The organism is Paenibacillus dendritiformis, from assembly GCF_021654795.1.
GTDB lineage: Bacteria > Bacillota > Bacilli > Paenibacillales > Paenibacillaceae > Paenibacillus_B.
In genome coordinates this window covers 2,867,211-2,888,290 of sequence record NZ_AP025344.1, presented here as the reverse complement: position 1 = coordinate 2,888,290, position 21,080 = coordinate 2,867,211, and the positions used below count along the sequence as shown (strand labels likewise).

The window sequence follows — 21,080 nt, the reverse complement described above, 5'->3', positions numbered from 1 at the left end:
TCAAGGAGGGGCGTCTTATGCCCGCATTAGCGGGCGGTGATGCGATCGCCTATTCAATGTCTTTTCGTGCGGTTATTTCAATGCGATGCCGAATTCCGAGCCCGGTGCGCCGGCGAATACGATCGTCCCGTTTTCCGGCAGCGTCACTTCGTTATTGCCGCTGACGACCGTGAAGTTCACGCATAGGCCCTGCTCGTCATAGACCGCGAACGCGCCCTTCTTCGGCAGCGCGACGGTCATCGTTTTGCCTGCGGCCGATTTCGGAACCGTGAACCATTTGGCATGCCCGTCCGCTCGCAGCGTGACCTTGGATTGTTTGCCTGCGTGGAGCGGCTTTACCTTCGCCCCGCTCACATACAATCTGCCGGCCGTCTCCATATATTCAGAGCCATGCTGCGTGAAGAAGCGGGATTCAGCCAGATCCCGGCCCATCATCACCGGGATCTGAAGCTGGCTCGCTGCCGTGTTCGGTCCCGTTATTTTTTTGTCCCCCAGGTAGACCGGCAGTTCATCAGTGCGGGCAATCTGTACCGTCGGTTCCATCATGAGGTACACGACGGAAGTATACTTCTCGTTCACAAGATAGAACGTCATTCCTTCCCGCTTCGCCCAAGCGCGGGCCGTTTCCTTCGGCAGTTCATGCTTTTCCAGCTTCTCGGCAGCATAGTAGGATACGGCACTCTGCCCGAGTCCCGGCATCGTCACATATTCTCTTACCCACGGGTAAGTGCGTCCATTCTTCTCCGTGACGAAGCTGACCTTGGAAGTGCCATTCTCGTTCACAAAACTTCCATCCGCCGTATACACATATTTTTCCTTCGAATTGTCCCTTATAAAGCTCACCGGCAGGGTCAGCTCTCCGTTTTTCTTAATATCTATCCGGATATTCTCGCCGGAAAGGCCGTAATAGCCCGCATACTTCGCCACCTGTGGGGGCATCTTCGCCTTGACCGGCTTGCCGAAGGACTTTTCCGGCTTGAAGGCTTTGATTTCTCCCTTTTCTTTGAGCGCGTGCAGCAGCAATTCGTTCGCCAGCATTTGGTTCAACACACTGGAGCCGCCGGAGGACAACACCGCCGCCGCCATGTCCTGCTCCGGAAGCACGACTAGTGACGCATGATACAGCACCGTGTCCCCGCCCTTGGCCAAGCCTGTCATTCCATACCGGTTGAACGGGAACAACTTAACGCTGTCCCAACCCAGGCCATAGTTGAAGTCACTATCCGTCTCTTCCGGCCACATCCCCTTCCTGTACTCCTCCTGTGCCATCGCCTGTACCGCCTGGTCGGAAAGGATGCCGTTCGCCCGGCCCGTAAACAATTGCGAGAAGCGAGCCAGATCTTCCGCCGTGGAATAAATCCCTCCGGACCCGATTGCATTGACGGTCTCGTTCGGAAGCTGTCCTGGATAGGCTGGGAAATAAAGCCCGGCCATTTCGTAACCTTTCAGATCGTCCTGCGGTGTTTTGGTATGGGTCATCTGCAATGGTTCGGTAAAATATTGGTGAATAAATGCGGTAAAATCCATGCCGCTGACTCTCTCTACCAAAATCTCGGCCAGCGTAAATCCGTCGTTGCAGTATACCGAGAACGCTCCCGGATCCGCCTTCAGCTTCTGGGCGGATAATTGCTTCAGCAAGGTATCGTGCACATAGGTGTCATTGTCCTCGAACAAAAAAGAACTGGCAAGGCTGGAGCCTTGCAAACCGGAGGAATGGTTGAGCAGCATGCGCGGCGTAATCTGCTTGTATCGTTCGTCCTTCATCGTGAAATCGGTTATGTAGCGGACCAGGGGCGCATCGAGATCGATCTTGCCCTCGTCAGACAGCTTCATGACGGCAGCAGCCGTAAACACTTTGCTCGTCGATCCGATCGCATACATCGTATCCTTGGTCAACGGCTTCTTCCCTTCCATATCATTCCTGCCGGTATGGCCGGACACGATGATCTTGCCATTGTCAATGAGCGCATACTGGACGCTGATCGTGCCGTACGATTCGGTGAGCAGCTGCGCCTTCTCGGCCGCGATCTTCTCCAGGTCTTGGGCGGCCGCCGCGACAGGGCCGCCGGCTGCCGGAGAAGCCATCGCAGCTGAGGGCACGATCATGGACAGCGCAAGCACTGCGGCGAGCACCCAAGAAAGTCTTTTCTTCATTCCAGTTCCTCCTTTATTGTGTATCTAACACTTAGTACGATCTGCGAGCGCGTTCGGTTCAAAAAAATTGGTAAAATTGGAATAGAAACGAAAAACGCCCCTTTCCTGACCCATAAAATCAGGAAGGGGCTCCGATGCCCGTATTTACGGGCCGCGATGTCAACGCCTATCGATTCAATTCGGTTCGAAAAACAAAATAGCCAGTCAGAATGAGGGTCGGCGATATTTTCACATTATCTCCATGCAGCTATCGCCATCTGTTTATCGTGCAGACGTTGCATGGAGCGATCTGAAGATGATGGCCGATGGAAAAAACATACGATCACCCTTTCTTGCGTTCGATGTGTAAGCGGTGTGGAGAATTCCCCCATCGCATTTTAACTATAAAGCAGTGGCCGCTTAAGGAGCAATTGCACGGCGCCAGCAGCGTATCTGCCCTGATACTCTGTCTCCCCTCCGGACCCGGAATGAATCGCATCCGGAAACCTTCCTGTTTCATGCTGCCAAATTGGGGGTTGAAAGTGACGCCGCGTCAGCGGATATACTCGGACAAGGCTTGCTTAAGCAGGCTGTGAGAAAGGGGAAAAGAAAAATGAAACAAGGAAAGACAGCCGCCCGCGTTCTAACGCTGGCGCTGGCCGCCATCATGGCGTTCGGTCCGTCCGCTGCGGCAAAGGGGTCTGATAATATCGGAACGAAGGCGCAAGCCGCGCGCTTCGGCCCCGGCGATCTGAAGGAAGTGGAGGCATTTGCAGATAAGTTTTTTGCAAGCGATTCTTTCCGCTCGTCCGGAGCTCCCGGCGCGGTGGTTGCCATTGTGACGGACAATCAGGTACTTCTCGATAAAGGGTATGGCATGGCGAACGCGGAGAAACGGATGCCGATGACGCCGGATACGGTCGTCCGGATTGCCTCCATCAGCAAATCGGTTACCGCGACAGCCGTCATGCAGCTCGCCGATCAAGGCCGGATTGGGCTGGATGACAACATCGAAGCTTACTTGGGCGAAGGCTTGAGGTTGAATAATCCGTTCAAGGAACCGGTAACGATCAAGCATTTGCTGACCCATACGACCGGCTTCGATTATACGGATATGGACGCGAAGGATATCCATACCGATTTCGGCAAAGACACATCGATGGAGCAATATCTTCGGGAGCGCATGCCGTCCGTGGTTCGGAAGCCGGGCGATATGTTCAAATACGATAACTTTGCCAATCTGCTCCAAGGCTATATTGTCGAACAGGTCTCGGGGATGCCGTTCGAGCACTATATGGAGAACAATATCTTCAAGCCATTGGGCATGACGCATTCCGGCTTCGTCATGGATGCAGACACCCGATCCGCCATGGCCGTCGGTTATGACTCTTCCGGCGAGGCAATTGCCCCGTACGCCTATACGCCGACCGTCGCTCCGCACGGAAGCATGCATTCGACCTCCCGCGACATGGCCAGGTTTATGATGGCCCATCTGAACAGCGGCGGGATCGATGGCAATCAGATCCTATCCGGGTCAGCAGCGGCAGAGATGCACCGCTTCCACTATGCCATCCACCCGATGAAGCCCAATATGACCTATGGGTTCGAAGCGGCGCTGCATCCGCTGCATAACGGCCGGCACGTGATCGAGAAAGCGGGAGACACCGACGGATTCTCTTCGTGGATGTGGCTGCTGCCGGAGGAGAAAGTCGGCATCTTCATCGCCTATAATACGAAAAACGCTCATTTGCGGGTAGCGTTCATGCAGGCATTCATGAACCGGTTCTTCCCGGAAGAGTCTGCCAAGCCGGTCTTTCTCAAGCCGAGCCGGACGGAGCTGGAGCGGTTCTCCGGCCTCTATCGCGACGCTCGCAAAGGAATGAACTTGACCCGCGTCGCCGCATCCGACGATGGCAAGCTGCTCGTCGAGGACAGCGTTGGCGGCAAAGTTGAATTGCGACAGATCGACCCGCTGCTCTTCATCGATGACTATGGGTTAACGATGGCATTCAAGGAGAGGGAGGACGGCTCTATCGGATATATGATGTATCTGAATCCGTACAGCATGGCGGTGAAGACTCCGGATCAGCCCCCAAGCACCGGCACCGCCGCGACGGCCGCTCAGCCGTACCGCGATGCGATGGAACAGCTGCAGAAGCTGGGTGTGCTGAAGGAGCAAGAGGATTACCCGCCCGGTGCCGAGGAAGCCGTGACCCGGGGCGAATTCGCCCGCCTGCTGACCGGTATGCTCGATCTGCCGCTGTCCGGCAGCGCGCCCGGGTTCACGGATACCGCAGACAGCCCGTACCTGCGGCATATCAATACATTGGCAGAGCGCGGAATCATCAAGGGTGCGGCCGGCGGCGCATTTGAGCCGGAACGCATGATCAGCCGTCAGGAAGCGGCAGCCCTCCTGTGGCGGACGCTCCTCCAGGTTGCACCAGCGAAGCCTTCCGAAGCGGCGCTTGCCGGGACGGCCGAATCCTGGGCGCTGGAAGCAGTGCAGAGCATCGCGGCCCGCCGGCTGTTCGGCCCGGATACCGTCGCGGGCGCTGACGGCACCATCGATGTCCGGGCAAGGGATCCGCTGCTGCGCCAGGAAGCGGCATATATGCTCTACCACGCCTTCCAGGGGTTATATCGCGAAGGCGGGCTGTTCTAGCGAAGAAGCAGCTCCCAGACTCGTCGGGAGCTGCTTCCTATAGATGTCCTTAATACACGATATCTTCTAAGACTCTTCTGGGTGCGCGAGCAATTCGAGCAGAAACGGCTTCAAGTCAATGATGCGCAAATGCTCCGGCTTGCGATCGGTCCCGCAAATCAGCAGCGGCACGAGCGACTCCTCGCTTCGCAGCGCTCCATGCCCCCCGCCGCCCTTATGCTTCGGCGAGCTCCTGTCCGCCAATTCGTAGCCCGGCTTCGCCGTGACGACAAGGAACTCCCCCTCATGGGAGTGAAGCGCCGCCGATAAGCGCCGCAGACCGTCCGGATATTGGCCGTAGCCAATTGTCTTCGCCGCGGAATCCATCCGCAGATCCATCACCTTCGCGTCGCCTTCAATCGTCCATGCCTGCCCGTAGACATCGATGAACGGCCCGTCTGAACGGTACCGCATCTCCCGGCTCATGCTCCCGGGAACCGCATGCACCCAGCCGCGTTCCTTCCACGCAATGATGTCGATGCGCGGGTCGGCCGCCAGCGCTTCGGCTACCGTCCGAAGCGGTTTGTCCTTGCCGTTCGCGTAAATATAGGCCATCGTCTCATTGACTGCAAGAATCAAGTCGGCCTCATCGGTCACCGTCTCGCCGGGCCGCAGCACGCGATAGTTGGCCAGGAGAGATGGCAGCTCGATGACCGGATTGTCCCGGGCAGGCAAGATGGATGTCATGCCGCTATCCCCGGCAATGACAAAGACCGCTTGCCGGATCGCGTCTTCCATCGAGCCGAATTCCTCCAGCAAGGAGCGAAGCTGGCGATCCGCTTCTTCGACGCCCCTCCGCTCTCCGGGGCCATGCTTGTGCATCTTCTGATCCAGATCGGGCATATAGACAAACAAGAAATCCGGCAGCTGGTTGGTACGTATCAAATATTTCGCAGCCTCGACCGAATACGTATTATTGAAGCCCATGCGCCCGGTGATGCCGTCACGAAGATCGGCCACATCCTCGAACGGATTCAATAATGCTCCTAGGGCCAACAGATCCGGCCCTGCCACCTCCATCTCCCTCGGCAAGGAGGCGGGACGCTGAATCCAGGCGGGGATCGTTAAGGTGTGCTTCTTCGTCCCCCGGTAGATCAACCCGTTAATGGAGCCGGCTGTCTGCCCGCGCCGGGCCAAGTCCTCATAAATGGTGGGAACTCGGGGATTCAGATGCGAGCCGTTCAGGTGCAGCAAGGCATCCGTCAATACCGGGTTGACGCCGTGCTTCATGACCTCCATCGGCCCCGTCCCATAGTTAATAACTTTCTTTTCGGATGCCGAATACCAGGTCAGCCCCGGGACTCGATGTCCGTCCGGATACGTTCCCGTCAGCAGCGAGCTGTCTATCGTAACGGACATCGTCGGAAAAGAAGAGACCATGTTTTTATAATACTGCCCGTGCTTGATCAGAAACTGAAACGCAGGCAGTTCATTCCGTTCAATCCCCCGATCGATGGCCTGCGGCATTAACGAATCAACCAACAAATAGATCACCTTTTTGGAGGCTGTTCCTCCAATGGACTGCGTCTGAATCCGGTCTTCCGGCTTCTGATCTGTCCGCTGGCATCCGGGAACAAGCACCAGGATGCAGAGCAATAGCAGCAGCCGGCTCATCTTGGTCCGCATGAACGCGTCACCCCATCTGTACATGAAGTAGGCTATGTGCCAAAATGGCAGGGGAGGCCGAAAAATCCGGCAAGGACCGGGAGACCTCCCCTGCCTGCTTGGCATGATTAACCTCATTACAACATAGGGTGCGATTTAAGCAGGCTTTTATGCTCTTTTCTTTGGAAAAAAACGCCGATGGCAAACGCGGTGAAGTCCGCACTTTCCCCGCTCTAGCCACCCCCAGGCCGTCTCTCCGGTTCCGGGTGATATGGGAATTTTACCTCCGGGTACTCTGCGCTCGGTCCCTTCAGGAGCTCGCCCCCGGTACCCTTGAGATGTCTGTTGAAGAAATCAAGCGCATAATGATGGATGATGTCAACTCCTCTCTCCGCCTTCATATCGCCCGCCATGCCCGTGCAGCGGAGCAGGTCCGAGAACAGCGGGAAATCCGTGAAATTGTAATGGGCCGCCCCTTCAACAGTGAGCAGCGTCGCTCCCTGCTGCGCCACGCGATCGATCAGGTCGTACTCCTTTTTCAACCCGCGCAGCATGTCCCGCGTCAAGTACATTTTCTTCAATTCTTCATCGCTGATCGTCTCGTTGATCTGCTCGATTTGCCGCTTTCTCTCCATAAAATCTTCCGCTTCCATAAATAGAAAGGGCTTCGGAAGAGTTCCTTTGTCTTCCGCATTATACAGGGCGCCATCCATATTGATCCCGGCTTTGACGCGAGGATTCGAGTAGATGGCCTCAAATGCCGCTGCCCCTCCGAATGAGTGCCCCATCATGCCGATCCGGTTCAAATCGATTTTCCCTTGAAACGGGCTTGAAATCGTCCCGTCATGGAACAATTCCAGTTGATCGATGAGAAAGTCCACATCTTGGGACCATATCACCCCCGCGCTCGGAGCGGCATCATAAAATCCCGACGGGGAGAACGGTTCCTCGAAGCCGCTGACCCGTCCATCCGGAAAATCGGTGGCCATCGTGTGATACGTATGATCCGGGGCGACGACCATATAGCCGTGGCTGGCAAGCTGCTCCGCTTGCGAAGTATGCAGCAGCCGGGACGTTCCCATTCCATGGCTGAGGATGATGACAGGGTAAGGCGCCGCATCCTCACGGGGATCGGCCTCCATATTGGAATTGGTCCGGATATATTTCCAGTAGTCCAATACAAATGCAGGCAGACGCAGCTGCTTGGAAAACGAAGACATCATCCGATCAAAGGTGTCCTTCGATTGCGGAAACAGGAGCGCGGTCTCCTGCCGGTCGGCAGGAGCCGCCGGATACCAAATCTGAACGACGAGCTCTCTATGATCACCGGCGGATGCGGTATGCAGCTCTTCTCGTCGTTCATCCGTGAAATGGAACGTCATTGTGCCTACTTCGAAGGCCCCGTCCGGCTTCGGTATGCGAAACACCGGAAAGAAGGCAAGCAGCGCAATCGACATGCCAAGCAGCAGCATGGCAACGGCATAGCCGCTAAAGGCAACGGGCCGCGGAAGCCGAAAGCGAACGCCGGAACGAAAACCTCTGAACAGCAATACGACGATCAGTCCTCCCGCCGCCATATACACGGGAATCAACGGCCAGCGGTACCCTTCGAATATAAGCTGAAGCACAGCGAGCGCCGCGCTCCCAAGGCCTGCTCCCCAAGCGATCCGACTCCCAAGCCGGCCGGAGCATCCGATGGACAGCAGCAGCGCGAAGCTGGACAGAACCAACAACAGCTCAAATAGTCTCATTTCTATTCTCCTTATTTACAGCGTTTTTCTTATTCGGATCTGAAGCGATCATACCTTGCCAAAATAAGGAGAATCCATTGATTTTCATGACAACTTTCCGGTTCAGCGTGACATTTTTGTCATTCAATAGTCTCATTAACCAATCTGTTCGTTGGCATCGTAAACACGCGCAAATTAGCCGCCATCGAATGGATGGCGGCTGTGAATGCTGGCTATTGAGATGCCGGAACCTATAGCGACAAATACATTTCATATTGTTCAAACTTATCCTTGTCGAAGCCCTTGCCCAGCAGGAAGCCTTCCAGCCAGTGATTGTTCGGAAAGCCGATCGATAAGCCGGCAAGGTTAAGCATGCGGCTGCCTTCCCCCAGCATCGCGGTCGCGATGCCTCGGCCGCGATAGGCGTGGTCGACGTACAAGAAACTGATTTTTCCGTTCCGGTTCACGCATATTCCGCCTACCAGCTTCTCGTCCAGATAGGCGCCGAGACAGGAATTGTGTTCCGACAGCCGGATAGCGTCGAAATCATTTTGCCAATTCATATGGAAGTGAAGCCATCTCTGAACCTCCCGTTCAAACTGGTCATGCGACAGGCTCCTTACTTCCATCCCCTCCACATGCGCCGCCGCCAATCCCGACAGATCCTTCAGCTGATAATACGAGAGATCATATATTTTGCGGTAACCGATCTTACGATAAAAATGGATCGCGCGATCGTTCCCGACGATCACTTCCAGGAAAAGCTGGGTGCAGCCGCAAGCAATCGCCTCCTCCTTATGACGGGCGAACAGTTCCTTGCTGACGCCGCAGCCGCGGTAAGCGGGATGTACGGCCAACGTTCCGCACCGCATCGTCTTGCGTCCTTCGTACAGCTTCACTCCACCGAGAATCACCCCGACCGGCTCGCCGCCGTCCAAAGCGATGAAGGAATGCTCCAGTTGATTCCCTTCCGGCCCGAAGAACCGCTTTACAAAATCTTCCTGTGTCATCTTCATCGGTATGATGTAGTCGGAAAAACCGATGCGAAACGCTTCATAAGTCAACTCCATTGCCGCTTCCGTACAGCGGGCGTAGTGAATCATCTGCAACACATCCTTCAGCCATTTTTTGCGGACGCCCTCCAGCGCCTGAAGATCGCGAATCTCCGCGCGTCTTCCGTTCACATCTGTCCAAAAAATCCGGTTCGCCCTTGAAGCTGTACATGTTCATACAGATTGCGCATCGTCATCCGCATCGGCCCGGCATCCGTCTCCAACTGCCATACCCGCAGATTATGAAGCAGGCCCACCTCCGCAACCCGGATCACCTGAGGCAAAATCTACCGGATACGATTCTGTCTAAGTCAATAATCCAAGCTGGCGTGCCTTCTCGATCGCGTCCACCCGGTTGGAGGCTTGGAGCTTGGAATAGATGTGAATCATATGGGTCTTGACCGTGGCTACCGAAATGCAAAGCCGCTCCCCGATCTCCTTGTTCCTCAGTCCCAAAGCTGCGGCTTCCAGAACCTCAAGCTCGCGCTCGCTCAGCACATCTGCTCCGCCGGAATCCCGCCTCCAGTACGAGATCACGCGCTGGATGAACGCCTTCTCCTTCGCCGGCAAATCCTGTTCCTTCTCCTGCAGCAGCCGATGAAGCGCCTGCTGCGCGGCTTCTCCGGCCAGCAGGTAGAGATAGGCAATCTCGTTCGCAAAGCTGTAATGAACGGCTTCGCGGATCAGATTCACTATTTCGGGGCTCGGCCGTGAGGCTTCCTGATGCAAAATCATAATCTTGTGCAGCAGGGCATCGACCAGGAGCAATGGAAGCTTGCGCTTGCGCGCCTGCATTAGAATTTCATCGGTCTGCTTCAGCGCTTCCTCCGCTGCTCCCCGGGCGGCCAGCACCCTGGCATAGAGCAGCCGTTCATCATAGCGCAGCCGGCCTCTCGCTTCGCCTTCCTGCACGCGTGCCAGGAACCGCTGGAGCAGATCGGAATCCGGCTCCCCGAGCGCCAACTGGTATCTCAGCAGCGATAGATGGTAATAAGGATGATGGCGGAACGCCGGCTCGTCCCCAATCTTGCTCATCAGTTCCGCGGCCGCCCGCGCATCCCCCCGCAGCAGGGCCATTTCCAACCGGTTGAAGGAATACCCCATTTCCATGGAAGGGTAATTGCCAGGAAGCTCGCTCTCCACCTTCCTGAACCAATGCTCCGCCTCTTCGAGCCGCATCATTTTCATATAAATGCCGCCGATGCCGATCAGATTCGTCGCCATCGCCGGCGAGAGATAAGGTTGCTCCTCGATGAATTGGAACAACGAGGCGTACAGCCGTTCGCAGGCGGCGAATTCGCCGATCGATTCAAGCAGTTGGCACTTGCACATCACTGCGAAAAAGCGAATGTACGGATTCGGGCTTCGCTCCTCGAGGGCCAGCGCCTGTTCGACACAATGCAGCGCCTGCGCGTATTGATCGCGGAGACCGAGCATCATGGAGCTCGTTACATAAATAATCGCCCTAGTCGGACCAGACAGCCCGATCGCTTCCATCTCCTCCAGGGAGAAGGGCTCGAAGTCCAGGCCGGGACCGCTCTCGTCCATGAAGAAGCGGGTGAACTGCAGGATGCTCCCATCCACTTCCCTGCCGGGCTCCGTCTGCAGCGATTCCACCAGCAGCCGGCATTGATCGAACTCCTGATTGCAAAAATGGTAGAAGAGCCGCTGGAACATCAAATCCCGGTTCGCGCTCAACCAAGCCAACGGAATCTGCTTCAGCAGCACCCAGCCCTGCATCGTCTGCGGCATGCGGGCGATGACGTCCATCGCTTCCGGATACCGTCGGGCCTGGATATAATGCTTCACGCTCTCGACCTGATCGCCCTGCTGATCATAGATCGCCGCCGCCTTGGCATGCAGATCGCGAATCGCCGCTTCGCCTTCCGCAGACAGCCGATACCGCAAAAACTCCCCGAATATACGATGATACCGGTATAAACCGGCTGTCTCGTCAAGCGTGACCAGGAACAGGTTTTTGTCCTGCAGCCGGTCGATGAACATCCTCGCATTCCTTATCCCGAGCAGGCCATTGCAGATCGCTTCATCGAAATAGCCAAGAATGGACGTATACAGCAAAAACCGCGTTTCTTCCCCGTCCAGCGAGCGAAGAATTTCATTCGACAAATACGTCACCATATATTTGTTGAGCCCGCTGCCATGATCGGATGGAAGCTCGGTCTTGCGGGACCTCGCGAGCGCGATAAGCTGCAGCCCCCCGGCCCAGCCTTCCGTCTGCGCATTCAAGCGGCCCGCCGTGTCATCATCCACCTCCAAGGCCAACGTCTCCTGCAAAAACCGGGCCGCCTCCTCATCTGAAAATTTCAGCTCGGATTCATTGATTTCCGCATATTGGCCTTCCATCATCCATTCACCCAAATACAGCTTCGGCGCTTCCCGGCTCAGCAGCATGAACCGGATCTGTTCCGGACTGTACTTGATGAAAAATTCCAGGGAACGAAGCACCTCTTCTTTCTCCAGGACATGGGCGTCATCCAGGACCAGCGTGAGCGCTTCCATCTGATGGAGCTGATTCACGATCATGGTCAAGATCGTTTCTATATCATGCTTGTGCGGGATCGCTTCGAATACTTGATACAAGCCTTCGGCGCTGCGGCCCAGATCCTCCTTCAAGGCCCCCAATACGTAGCACCAGAACGAATACAGGTCATTATTGTCCTCGTCCAGCCCAATCCAGCGGAAATGACGCTGGCCCGCCTCCTTCATATAGGAGGTAAGCAGCGTCGTCTTCCCGCTCCCGGCGGTTCCCTGCACGACCACGACCTTGTATTCCTGCACCTGCCGCAGCCTGGCGAAGAGCCGCTCTCTCCGAATATAATGCTTGCGTGGAACCGGCGCCATAAGCTTGGCGGAAATCAACCTGATGCTCTCCATATGTCCTCTACCCCACCTAATTGTGTACTGCCGCTTGACGGGAACCCAGCATCTGGGAATCCGCTTTTCTTACTATACCACGCCGGAGCCGCTGGCACGTATCAATATCTTCCTGTCTTGCATCTTCTTCTGCAAATGATGGCGCCGGCCGCGAACAGGATGCCGGACAGCAGCAGCACATAGGCCACAGGCCAGACCGCTTCTGCAGAAGCAGCCCGCTCCAGGCTGGTCACGGCTTCCATATACTGCCGCTGCGGCAGCCAATAAGTCAGCGCTCTCATCACCCCTTCGTGCTCTACGGCGTAGAAGCCGCCGGACAGCAGCGAGGTGACGAGAATCAGGCTGGAAGCCGTCGTCACCGCATTGTCGATATCGTCGATGCAGACCGTGATGAAGAGGGCAAACGCGGCGGCCAGCAGGGACAACACGGCGATAAGCCAGCCATACTGCAGCAGAGTGAAACCGATATCGGCATGCAGAAGGAGTCTTGCTCCAGCAATGCACAGATAGGCCGGCACGCTGATAAGCAGGAAGCAGAACAGAACCTGGGCCGCAAGATAGGTCATGACGGACATCGGCGAGGCGGCCATTCGCCGCAGCGTGCCCTGCGTCTTGTCCTCCGCAAAAAAATTCATATAGAACATGCCCTGCAGCAGCACGAACATCATCAGAAAGCCGGCAATGTTCGCCCCGATCCCCCGCTTCTCCGCTTCCGGCAGAGGCTGTTCCGGATGCTCCAGCGCTTGCCGCACCAACGCGGCATACGCGTCGCCTTTGATCGTCTCGATCGTATAGCTCCCGTCCCCTCCATCGATGATGACGGCATCATATTTGTTGCGCACCAGCTCGGACTTTCGCGGGGCTTCCGCGAGCCGCTTCACCTCGAAAGCGTGCAAATCGGCGAGGGAAGCCTCTTCCGGCCCGGAAGCGGCCGTGACGAGGGCGATGCTCCCCCTCGAATCATTCGCCGGTGTCAACAGCAGCGCGGCGGCCACCGCGGCGATCGTCATCACGGCGGTAATCGCCAAAATCGCCTTGCGGCTCATCAATCTCAACCAATTCTGATGAAAAACATACGCCATTTCCCTCATACATAGTCCTCCGCATGAAAAATCCGGCTGCAGCCCCACAGCAGCACAAGCGAACCGGCGGCGAAGCCGCCAAGCATCGGCAGCGCCATGCCGGCATCCTGATCGTAGATGACGCGGAAGATCGCTTCCGCCACCCATTTCACCGGAGAGAGATAGGATAGAATCTCCGCGGTGCGGCCCAGGCCGTCCCACTGGAAGAACAGGCCTCCGATCAGGGCAAGCAGGTTATTGACGAAGCTCAATATTTTATTGCTTGTCTCCTCGCTCCGGCAGAGGCAGCACATGAGCACGCCGAGGGCGGCGGAGAACAGATTGAAGCCGATGAGAATCAGCGCGACCGCGAGCCAAGCGCTCCCGCCAAAATGAACATCCAGCAGCCAATGGGCGAGGGCGAGCAGCAGCAGCGTGCTCAGCGACGAGAAGAAGAAGGTTGCGGCTATTTTCGAGACATACAGATAGGAAGTTGGCACCGGTGCGTGCAGAATCCGCAAGTTGCTCTTCCTCAAGCTTTTCTCCATGAAGCTGTTCGAGGCGATTATCGACACGTTCAGGGACGCAAAGATGAGAATCGTCACCCCGTAATAATCGTAGGAGGACACCTCGCCCCCGCCATAGATGCCGCGGGTCAAATAACCGAGAATGATCATCAACAGCAGCGGAAATACCGAATTCGACAGGAGGAGCACCGGATTCAGCGCCAGGTTAACGAAATCGCGCTTCAGAATGGTGTGGAATTTGTGTAGATTTAGCGGCATCTCCAGCCTCCTCAATCGCGCAGCGTCCGGCCGGTCAGCTTGAGGAAGACCATTTCCAGGCTGGCGGCCGCGCTCGTCATATTGATAATTTTCATCCCCTGGCTCATCAGAAGCGCAATGATTTTATCGAGGTTCTCGATTCCTTTTAAGGTCGTAATCCGGATGCGGTTATTGTCTACGTACACGTTCTTCACGCCATCGATCCGGTACAGCTCATCCGGATCGGCCACGCCGGCGTCCTCCACTTCGACATCATAGAGCTTCTCCTCCTCCAGTTGCTCCTTCAATTCGTCCTTCGTGCCGCTGGCGATGATGCGTCCATGATCAATGATAATGATGCGGTTCGCAATCTCTTCGACCTCTTCCATATAATGCGTCGTATAGATGATGCTGGCCCCCTCATCGCGCAGTTCCTTGATCGATTCTAAAATATGATTGCGCGATTGCGGATCGATGCCGACGGTCGGTTCATCCATAATGATGAGACGGGGCTTGTGCGCGATCGCGCAGGCGATATTCAATCGGCGCTTCATGCCGCCGGAGAATGTCTTCGGCTTCTCTCGCTTTCTCCCGGACAGCCCGACGAAGTCGAGCGCTTCCTCGGCGGCCCGCTGAAGCGCTTGGCCGCGCATGCCGTACAAGGAGGCGAAGAACTTCACATTGGCCTCCGCCGGAACGTCCTCGTATATCGCGATATCTTGCGGGACGATGCCCAGGCTCTCCTTCAACCGGCCCGGATGCTTTTCCACCCGCTCCCCCTGGAACCGGATCTCTCCGCCGTCATATCGCAATAACGTTGCTAAAATGTTGATGGTCGTGCTTTTCCCCGCTCCGTTCGGCCCGAGAAAGCATACGACCTCTCCCGGAAAAATCTCGAACGAAATGTCCTGCAGCGCTTGAAAATCGTTGAAGCGCTTCTCCAATCCTTGCACCTGCAATATCGGCTGATTCATGCGTCTCCCTCCTTCTGGCCTTCATATTACGATACAGGGACAAAAAAAGAATCAACCGATCGGTTGATTCCGAAGGTTGATTCCGAAGGTTGATTCCGAAGGTTGATTCTTGTCTATAGCGCAGTTACGTTGTTGGTTCAACCGGCCGGGCATGTTTCTGAATCAGGGAAATCTGCCCCGCATGCAGACCGGTATGGTAGAGCAGCCGGCTGACCGCCTCCAGCGGCGTCGAGGCTCCCATCGGCGAATCCACCGGCACATGCCAGGCCTCCTCGGGCAGTTCGCGCATCGCTTCCATGACGTGTTCGTTCGAGGCGCGCAGCAGGGCCAGCAGTCCTTCCCGATCCATGAATTCGGCCGGCTCCCGCCCTGCCGCAGGTCCGCGGCTCGTCAGGATCTCCAGCCCGGGAGGCAGCCCGCGCCGGAAGAACCATTCCGCGAATAAATACTCGACTTCCGCATTATGGCGAAGCATGTAGCCGATCGAGGCGGTCCCGATTCGCCATCCCAGAGCTTCCTCCGGCAAGCAGCTGGCCATATTGTAAAAGCGTCCATGAAGCGTGTTCCATATCACGGCTACGGCTGAATAGGTCATTGCTTTTACCTCCTTTTCCATGCTCCGGTCATGTGGCGGCTTGATTGGCGGTTGGCGTATGCCCGTCCCGGGCGACATGCTCGAATCGGTCGGCGTTCAGATCGATATCATACGCCTGGCCGAAGCCTGCAATATACCGGCCCTCCAGCGGCGTAAGCTCGAACAGCGAGAAATCGAGCCCGCGCAGCACCCGAATCATGGGAGCGCCGAACGAAGCTTCGAACCGTTCGAATAGCTCGTCATGGCCTTCATTGCCGATATTGACGGCATGGCACACGAAGCGGGCGCGCTCCCGGGCGAACAGGTTCGCCGTATGCGATTCATCTTCAATCAGCATGACATCGACGTCCGGATTGGCCTCCACATGCCGATAATGATTGGCAATGCGGCTAATATAGATATACAGCTTCCCGTCCTTCTTCACGAACGGCGCGCAGGAGACAAAAGGCCTGCCGTTCTCGTCGATCGTGCCCAACATCAATGTCTTCACGCGATCCGCCAATTTCATATATTGAAGCTTAACCGCTTCTTTATCCAATGGCTTCATGAACATCCCCCGCATTTCTGTTCCATTTTTGCAATACATGAATTCGCGGACATTCGCTGGCCGGTCCATATTGAATCTCGGTCTCCACGCCGTACACGCTGCGGATAAGCTCTATCGTGAACACGTCCTGCGGCGTTCCGTACAGGCGAAGACTCCCGCCCTTGATGACGCAGACCCGATCGCTGTAGGCGCTCGCATGGTTCAGATCATGAAGCACCATGACCACCGTAAGCCCCAGCTCGCGATTCAAGGCGCGAACGAGTTCCAGCACCTCCAATTGATGTGCGATGTCCAAATACGTGGTCGGCTCATCGAGCAGCAGCACCTTCGGGCGCTGGGCCAACGCCATCGCCAGCCACGCCCGCTGCGCTTCTCCCCCGGACAAGGAGACGACGAGCCGCTCCTTATAGGCATGCATGCCAGTCTGCTCGAGGGCCCACTGAATCACTTCTTCATCCTCCGCATCGAGGCGCTCATACCATTTCTTATGCGGCATCCGGCCGTAGCTGACCAGTTCGCCTACCGTCATGTCGGGAGGACTCGCGTTCGACTGGCAGAGCATGCACATGAGACGGGACACTTGCTTCACGCTGAGCGATCGCAGCTCCCGATCGGCAATGCATACCCGTCCGCTCTCGCAAGGAATCAGCCGAGTCATCGCCTTCAGTATGGTTGATTTGCCCGAGCCGTTCGGACCGATAATCGAGACGACCTCCCCTTCCTTCACATCGAGGGAAAAGTTTTGGACTACGGTTTTGTCCGCATACCGGATATTCAGCGACTGCACCTTCAGCATGAGTTACGCTCCTCCTCTCCGCATCAAATACAGGAAATACGGCCCGCCCACCATCGCCATGACGATGCCCGCCGGAATCTCCAACGGAGCGAATGCCGTGCGTCCGATCGTATCGGCCACGAGCAGGACGAGCGCGCCGAGCACGAGACTCATCGGCAGGCGGTAACGGTAGTCGGAGCCGACCATCATCCGGGCGATATGCGGCACGACAAGCCCGACGAAGCCGACCAGGCCGACGGTGGAGACCGAGATGGCGGCCAGGTAGACCGCGATGAAGGACAGACTGAACCGGATGCGATTCAGATTCTGGCCCAGATTATGGGCGGTCTGTTCGCCCAGCCGCAAAATATTCGCCTGCCGGATGCAAAGCATCGCGGCGAGCCAGCCGGCAAGCGAATACGGGAGGATAACGGCGACGTCCCTCATCCCCGTGCCGGACAGGCTGCCGTTCAGCCATTGCAAGGCGGAGGGAAGCTTATCGCTGTGCAAAATCGACAGCAATCCGATGATGCCCCCGAATACCGCATTGACGGCAACCCCCGACAAAATAATGCGGACCGGCGTAAATCCCCCTTGCAGCTTCTTCCACGCCAAGGCATAGACCATCACGGCGGCAATCCCGCCGCCCGCAATCGCGGCCAGCGGTATCATGGAAGCGTACCCGGGGACGACCAGCATGATGAACAGCACGGCGACGGCAGCGCCGCTGGACACGCCCGTCAAGCCCGGGTCAGCCAACGGGTTCAGCATAACGGCTTGCAGCAGCGCGCCGGATACGGCCAGATTGGCCCCGATCAGGAGAGCGAGGAGGACGCGCGGTATCCGGATGTCCCATAGAATCGTATCCGCGGCGGCATCCCCGCGTCCGAACACGGTCAAGACCGTATCGAGCGGAGACAAGGCGACGCTGCCAATGCCGATGGAGAGCAGGACCGCTGCTCCAAGCAATACGGCCGCGCCTCCAATCAGGGCTGTCTTGCGCATCTGTTTGTTCTCCGTCACGGCCCCGGAACCTCCGTCTTATTCATATAGGATGCGCCCCATTTCCTTGTAGGCGTCCGGCGCCTTGACGATGGACGCGATGCCGAACAGCTCGAAGTCAAGCGAAGCCATCTTCCCGTTCTGGAAGGCGTTCAGCTTCTCCCAGGCGCCGTTCTTCTTCACGTCCTCCTCGAATTTTTGGGCTACGGCATCCGGGTCGCCGTGCGCGACGAGCAGAATGACGTCCGGATTCGCCGCGACGATGCTCTCCATATTGAACGGGACATAGGCCTCCGTGAGCTTCAGTTCTTCAGATACGACATTGATCGCCCCCAGATTCCGCGCCAGGCTTCCGGCGAACGTATTGTCGTTCATCAGCATCAGCGCTTCCGCCGAGCCGAAGAGGAACATCACCTTGGGCGCCGGCTTGCCCTTCACCTGCTCGATCGCTTCACGTTCCTGCCGTTCGACCTCTTGCAGGAAAGCATTGGCCTGGTCTTCACGGCCAAGCAAGCGGCCAAGCGTCTTCGTCGACAGCTTCAGCTGCTCCAAGGAATCGACCGGCAAATAAGCGCTCGGGAGCGAAGCCGGTCCGAGCTTCTTCTCCATGCTGTCCTTAATGGAAGCCGGCCCGAGGACGACATCTGGCTGCAGCTTCGCGATCTGCTCCAGATCCGGCTGATGGGACGAACCGATGCGCGGGACGTCTGCCAGCGATTCCGGCAGCTTGCTGTTTGTCGTCGGCACCCCGACCGGTTCAATGCCCAGCTCATGCAATATTTCCGTAATCGAGACGGATAACGTCACGATGCGGGCAGGCGCCTGCTCGCCGAACTGCTTCAGCAACTCCGCCATCTCCGCGCCTTCACTCGCCGATTGCTCGCTGCCGCCCTCACTGTTATTGCTCTCAGCGCCTTTCTCCATCTGGGCGGCGTCTTCGGTTGCGCCTTTGTTCTCCTCCGCAGCCGCTTGCTTCGGCGCCGGACTCCCCGCTTGCTCCGACCCCGCTGTGCCGCAAGCCGCCACGACCAACATCAACAGCAAGATAATGACGGCCGCCTTTCCCCTTGTATGTATCATTCTATGAGCATCCTCCCTTATAAATGATAATGAGAATCGTTATCTCTTAATTGATAACGGTTCTCATTATATATCGAGTGAGAATCTTTTTCAATTAAATTTTGAAAAGAATTTCCTCATAAAAAAAGGGAGGATCTCCTTAGGATCTCCTCCCCCCTTTCAGCGCGTATTATTCTTCTGTTAAAAATTGCTCTATCCGCGCTCGTATGGCGTCGCGAACGGCTCGGACTTGCTGCATGATCTCTTCTTCCGTGCCTGTAGCCTTGGCGGGGTCATCAAATCCCCAATGCCGCTTGATCCCATTCGGATTCGAAATGACGGGACCGTGTTCAGCCGCATGTCCGCATAAGGTGATCACGTAAGCGGCGCGATTCAATATCGCCGGATGAATCACATCGGAAGTATGGCTCGTCATATCAATCCCGGATTCCTGCATGACTTGAACGGCTCTTGGATTCAATCCATGAGCTCCAAGCCCCGCGCTGAGCACTTCGTAACGTTCTCCCTCAAGCTGCTTCAATCACGCATCCGCCATTTGGCTTCGGCAAGAGTTGCCTGTGCATAAGAAATAAACGAGCGGCTTCGTCATTTTCACGACTCCTTATTCAAAAAGTATGTTCTCTCGATCCATCGCGCGACGGATACTAATCCAACTAATACGGGTACCTCAACGAGCGGACCGATAACGGCCGCAAATGCTGGCCCTGAGTGAATGCCGAACACGCCAATGGCCACCGCAATCGCCAGCTCAAAGTTATTGCTCGCTGCCGTAAAGGACAGCGAAGTGCAGACTTGGTAGCTTGCTCCCGTCTTTTTCGATAAGAAGAAAGAGACAACGAACATAATGACAAAGTAAAGAATTAGCGGGATCGCAATCCGAACGACATCCCAAGGGAGACTGACAATCATACCGGCCTTCAACGAAAACATCAGAATAATCGTGAAGAGCAGCGCAACTAACGTTAACGGGCTAATCTTCGGTATGAACTTCTGAACATACCATTGTTCTCCTCTGGCTCGAACGAGAATCAATCGCGTCAGGAAGCCGGCTACAAAAGGAATCCCTAAGTAAATGAACACACTCTCCGCAATCTGCCCCATCGTAATGTGGACTTCGACACCTTGAATCCCGAACCATTCCGGCAGAATCGTAATGAAAATGTAGGCAAACACGGAATAAAACAAAATCTGAAATATGGAGTTAAATGCAACCAGACCTGCTGTGTAGTCCGGATCGCCCTTCGCCAGATCGCTCCATACCAGGACCATCGCTATGCAGCGGGCAAGGCCAATCATGATCAGGCCTATCATATACTCCGGCATATCGCTTAGAAGCAGAATGGCAAGGACAAACATAAGAATCGGGCCGATCACCCAGTTCTGCACGAGAGATACGAGCAGCACCTTCCAATCCTTGAATACCTGGCCGAGCTTCTCATAACGAACTTTCGCCAGCGGCGGATACATCATAATAATCAACCCGATCGCGATCGGGATCGAAGTCGTGCCGACCTGCATCTCGGTCAACGCGCCGGATACGGTTGGAACCAGACTCCCCAGCAGGATGCCTATGACCATCGCCGCGAAAATCCATAATGTCAGGTAGCGATCCAGAAAAGACAGTCGCTTGCCAGGCTGACTCACGTCCAATCTCCCCCTCGTTATCATGGTTTACAAGACAGACCGCCCAGAATCGATACTGCCTCTTCTCCTAACTCCGGCAAATGCGCTAAAGCTTCTTGAATATAGGGCTTATCCGCGATTGTGAGCGAGTAGTAAATCCACTGCCCTCTTCGCTCCTCCCTTACGATTCCTCCATCCTTCAGCTTCCGCAAATGCTGGCTGATATTCGGCTGCGTTGTCTTCAAAATCTCAACGAGATGACAGACGCACGCCTCTTGGCGCAAGAGAATGGAGATAATGCTCAAACGCGTCTTATCGCCCAGCAATTTGAATTGATCCGCCATTGCGTCAATCGTTACCATCGCAACACGCCTCCTTCGATTCGAGTTCATTATATAATCAATCAATTATATAATCAAGTGATTATTTAATGTTTTACGGCTAAATGCCCCATAGCGTGCGGCCTGAGATAATCCTGCGCCACACCGGATATCCAGCTTGCCTTGTCGGGTCAGGTGGCCGGGGGCTCCACGGCCTTTGCTT

Annotated in this window: 17 protein-coding genes and 1 pseudogene; 1 reads left to right on the top strand and 17 read right to left on the bottom strand. The window is 56.0% G+C overall.

Going from position 1 to position 21,080, the window contains the following annotated elements; translation table 11 throughout:
- Positions 1–72 precede the first annotated feature (72 nt).
- Positions 73–2,154, bottom strand: coding sequence for a serine hydrolase domain-containing protein (locus L6439_RS12595; RefSeq protein ID WP_213471383.1), 2,082 nt, complete (start codon positions 2,152–2,154; stop codon positions 73–75).
- Positions 2,155–2,746: 592 nt separating this feature from the next.
- On the opposite strand from L6439_RS12595, the gene L6439_RS12590 reads away from it, so the two are divergent.
- Positions 2,747–4,795, top strand: coding sequence for a serine hydrolase domain-containing protein (locus tag L6439_RS12590; protein WP_213471384.1), 2,049 nt, complete (start codon positions 2,747–2,749; stop codon positions 4,793–4,795).
- A 66-nt stretch (positions 4,796–4,861) separates the two neighbouring features.
- Here L6439_RS12590 and L6439_RS12585 read toward each other — a convergent pair whose 3' ends face one another.
- The 16 genes and pseudogenes from L6439_RS12585 to L6439_RS12510 all read right to left on the bottom strand — a co-directional run bounded on the left by L6439_RS12585 (position 4,862) and on the right by L6439_RS12510 (position 20,899).
- Complete coding sequence (locus L6439_RS12585) at positions 4,862–6,460, bottom strand: alkaline phosphatase family protein (protein ID WP_237096843.1); 1,599 nt, start codon at positions 6,458–6,460, stop codon at positions 4,862–4,864.
- Positions 6,461–6,672: 212 nt separating this feature from the next.
- Positions 6,673–8,190 carry an alpha/beta hydrolase family protein gene (locus L6439_RS12580; RefSeq protein WP_213471385.1) on the bottom strand — a complete coding sequence of 506 codons (1,518 nt, stop codon included), beginning with the start codon at positions 8,188–8,190 and terminating at the stop codon, positions 6,673–6,675.
- A 230-nt stretch (positions 8,191–8,420) separates the two neighbouring features.
- Complete coding sequence (locus L6439_RS12575) at positions 8,421–9,272, bottom strand: GNAT family N-acetyltransferase (RefSeq protein WP_168178442.1); 852 nt, start codon at positions 9,270–9,272, stop codon at positions 8,421–8,423.
- Between the two features lie 77 nt (positions 9,273–9,349).
- The gene (locus tag L6439_RS12570; protein WP_168178409.1) at positions 9,350–9,496 is read right to left on the bottom strand and encodes a hypothetical protein; all 147 of its coding nucleotides are present in this window, start codon (positions 9,494–9,496) and stop codon (positions 9,350–9,352) included.
- 31 nt (positions 9,497–9,527) lie between these two features.
- On the bottom strand, positions 9,528–12,116 hold the full coding sequence (locus tag L6439_RS12565; RefSeq protein WP_168178408.1) for a winged helix-turn-helix domain-containing protein: 2,589 nt from the start codon (positions 12,114–12,116) through the stop codon (positions 9,528–9,530).
- Between the two features lie 101 nt (positions 12,117–12,217).
- On the bottom strand, positions 12,218–13,207 hold the full coding sequence (locus tag L6439_RS12560) for an ABC transporter permease (RefSeq protein WP_213471386.1): 990 nt from the start codon (positions 13,205–13,207) through the stop codon (positions 12,218–12,220).
- The gene (locus L6439_RS12555) at positions 13,204–13,962 is read right to left on the bottom strand and encodes an ABC transporter permease (RefSeq protein ID WP_168178406.1); all 759 of its coding nucleotides are present in this window, start codon (positions 13,960–13,962) and stop codon (positions 13,204–13,206) included. Before L6439_RS12555 ends, L6439_RS12560 begins: the two co-directional genes overlap by 4 nt.
- Before the next feature lie 11 nt (positions 13,963–13,973).
- Positions 13,974–14,915, bottom strand: a complete 942-nt coding sequence (locus L6439_RS12550) for an ABC transporter ATP-binding protein (protein ID WP_168178405.1) — start codon at positions 14,913–14,915, stop codon at positions 13,974–13,976.
- A 124-nt stretch (positions 14,916–15,039) separates the two neighbouring features.
- Complete coding sequence (locus L6439_RS12545) at positions 15,040–15,510, bottom strand: DinB family protein (protein ID WP_213471387.1); 471 nt, start codon at positions 15,508–15,510, stop codon at positions 15,040–15,042.
- Between the two features lie 28 nt (positions 15,511–15,538).
- Positions 15,539–16,057 (bottom strand): HugZ family pyridoxamine 5'-phosphate oxidase, encoded by a 519-nt coding sequence (locus L6439_RS12540; protein WP_213471388.1) that lies wholly within the window; start codon positions 16,055–16,057, stop codon positions 15,539–15,541.
- Positions 16,041–16,853 (bottom strand): ABC transporter ATP-binding protein, encoded by an 813-nt coding sequence (locus L6439_RS12535; RefSeq protein ID WP_213471389.1) that lies wholly within the window; start codon positions 16,851–16,853, stop codon positions 16,041–16,043. Before L6439_RS12535 ends, L6439_RS12540 begins: the two co-directional genes overlap by 17 nt.
- Before the next feature lie 3 nt (positions 16,854–16,856).
- The gene (locus L6439_RS12530; protein WP_374043217.1) at positions 16,857–17,837 is read right to left on the bottom strand and encodes a FecCD family ABC transporter permease; all 981 of its coding nucleotides are present in this window, start codon (positions 17,835–17,837) and stop codon (positions 16,857–16,859) included.
- A 36-nt stretch (positions 17,838–17,873) separates the two neighbouring features.
- Positions 17,874–18,914, bottom strand: coding sequence for a helical backbone metal receptor (locus tag L6439_RS12525; RefSeq protein WP_213471391.1), 1,041 nt, complete (start codon positions 18,912–18,914; stop codon positions 17,874–17,876).
- Positions 18,915–19,083: 169 nt separating this feature from the next.
- Positions 19,084–19,503, bottom strand: a pseudogene (locus tag L6439_RS12520) (arsenate reductase ArsC).
- Positions 19,504–19,505: 2 nt separating this feature from the next.
- Complete coding sequence (gene arsB, locus L6439_RS12515; protein ID WP_213471392.1) at positions 19,506–20,582, bottom strand: ACR3 family arsenite efflux transporter; 1,077 nt, start codon at positions 20,580–20,582, stop codon at positions 19,506–19,508.
- On the bottom strand, positions 20,579–20,899 hold the full coding sequence (locus L6439_RS12510; RefSeq protein ID WP_168178399.1) for an ArsR/SmtB family transcription factor: 321 nt from the start codon (positions 20,897–20,899) through the stop codon (positions 20,579–20,581). The genes arsB and L6439_RS12510 overlap by 4 nt, the downstream gene beginning before the upstream one ends.
- Between the last annotated feature and the right edge of the window lie 181 nt (positions 20,900–21,080).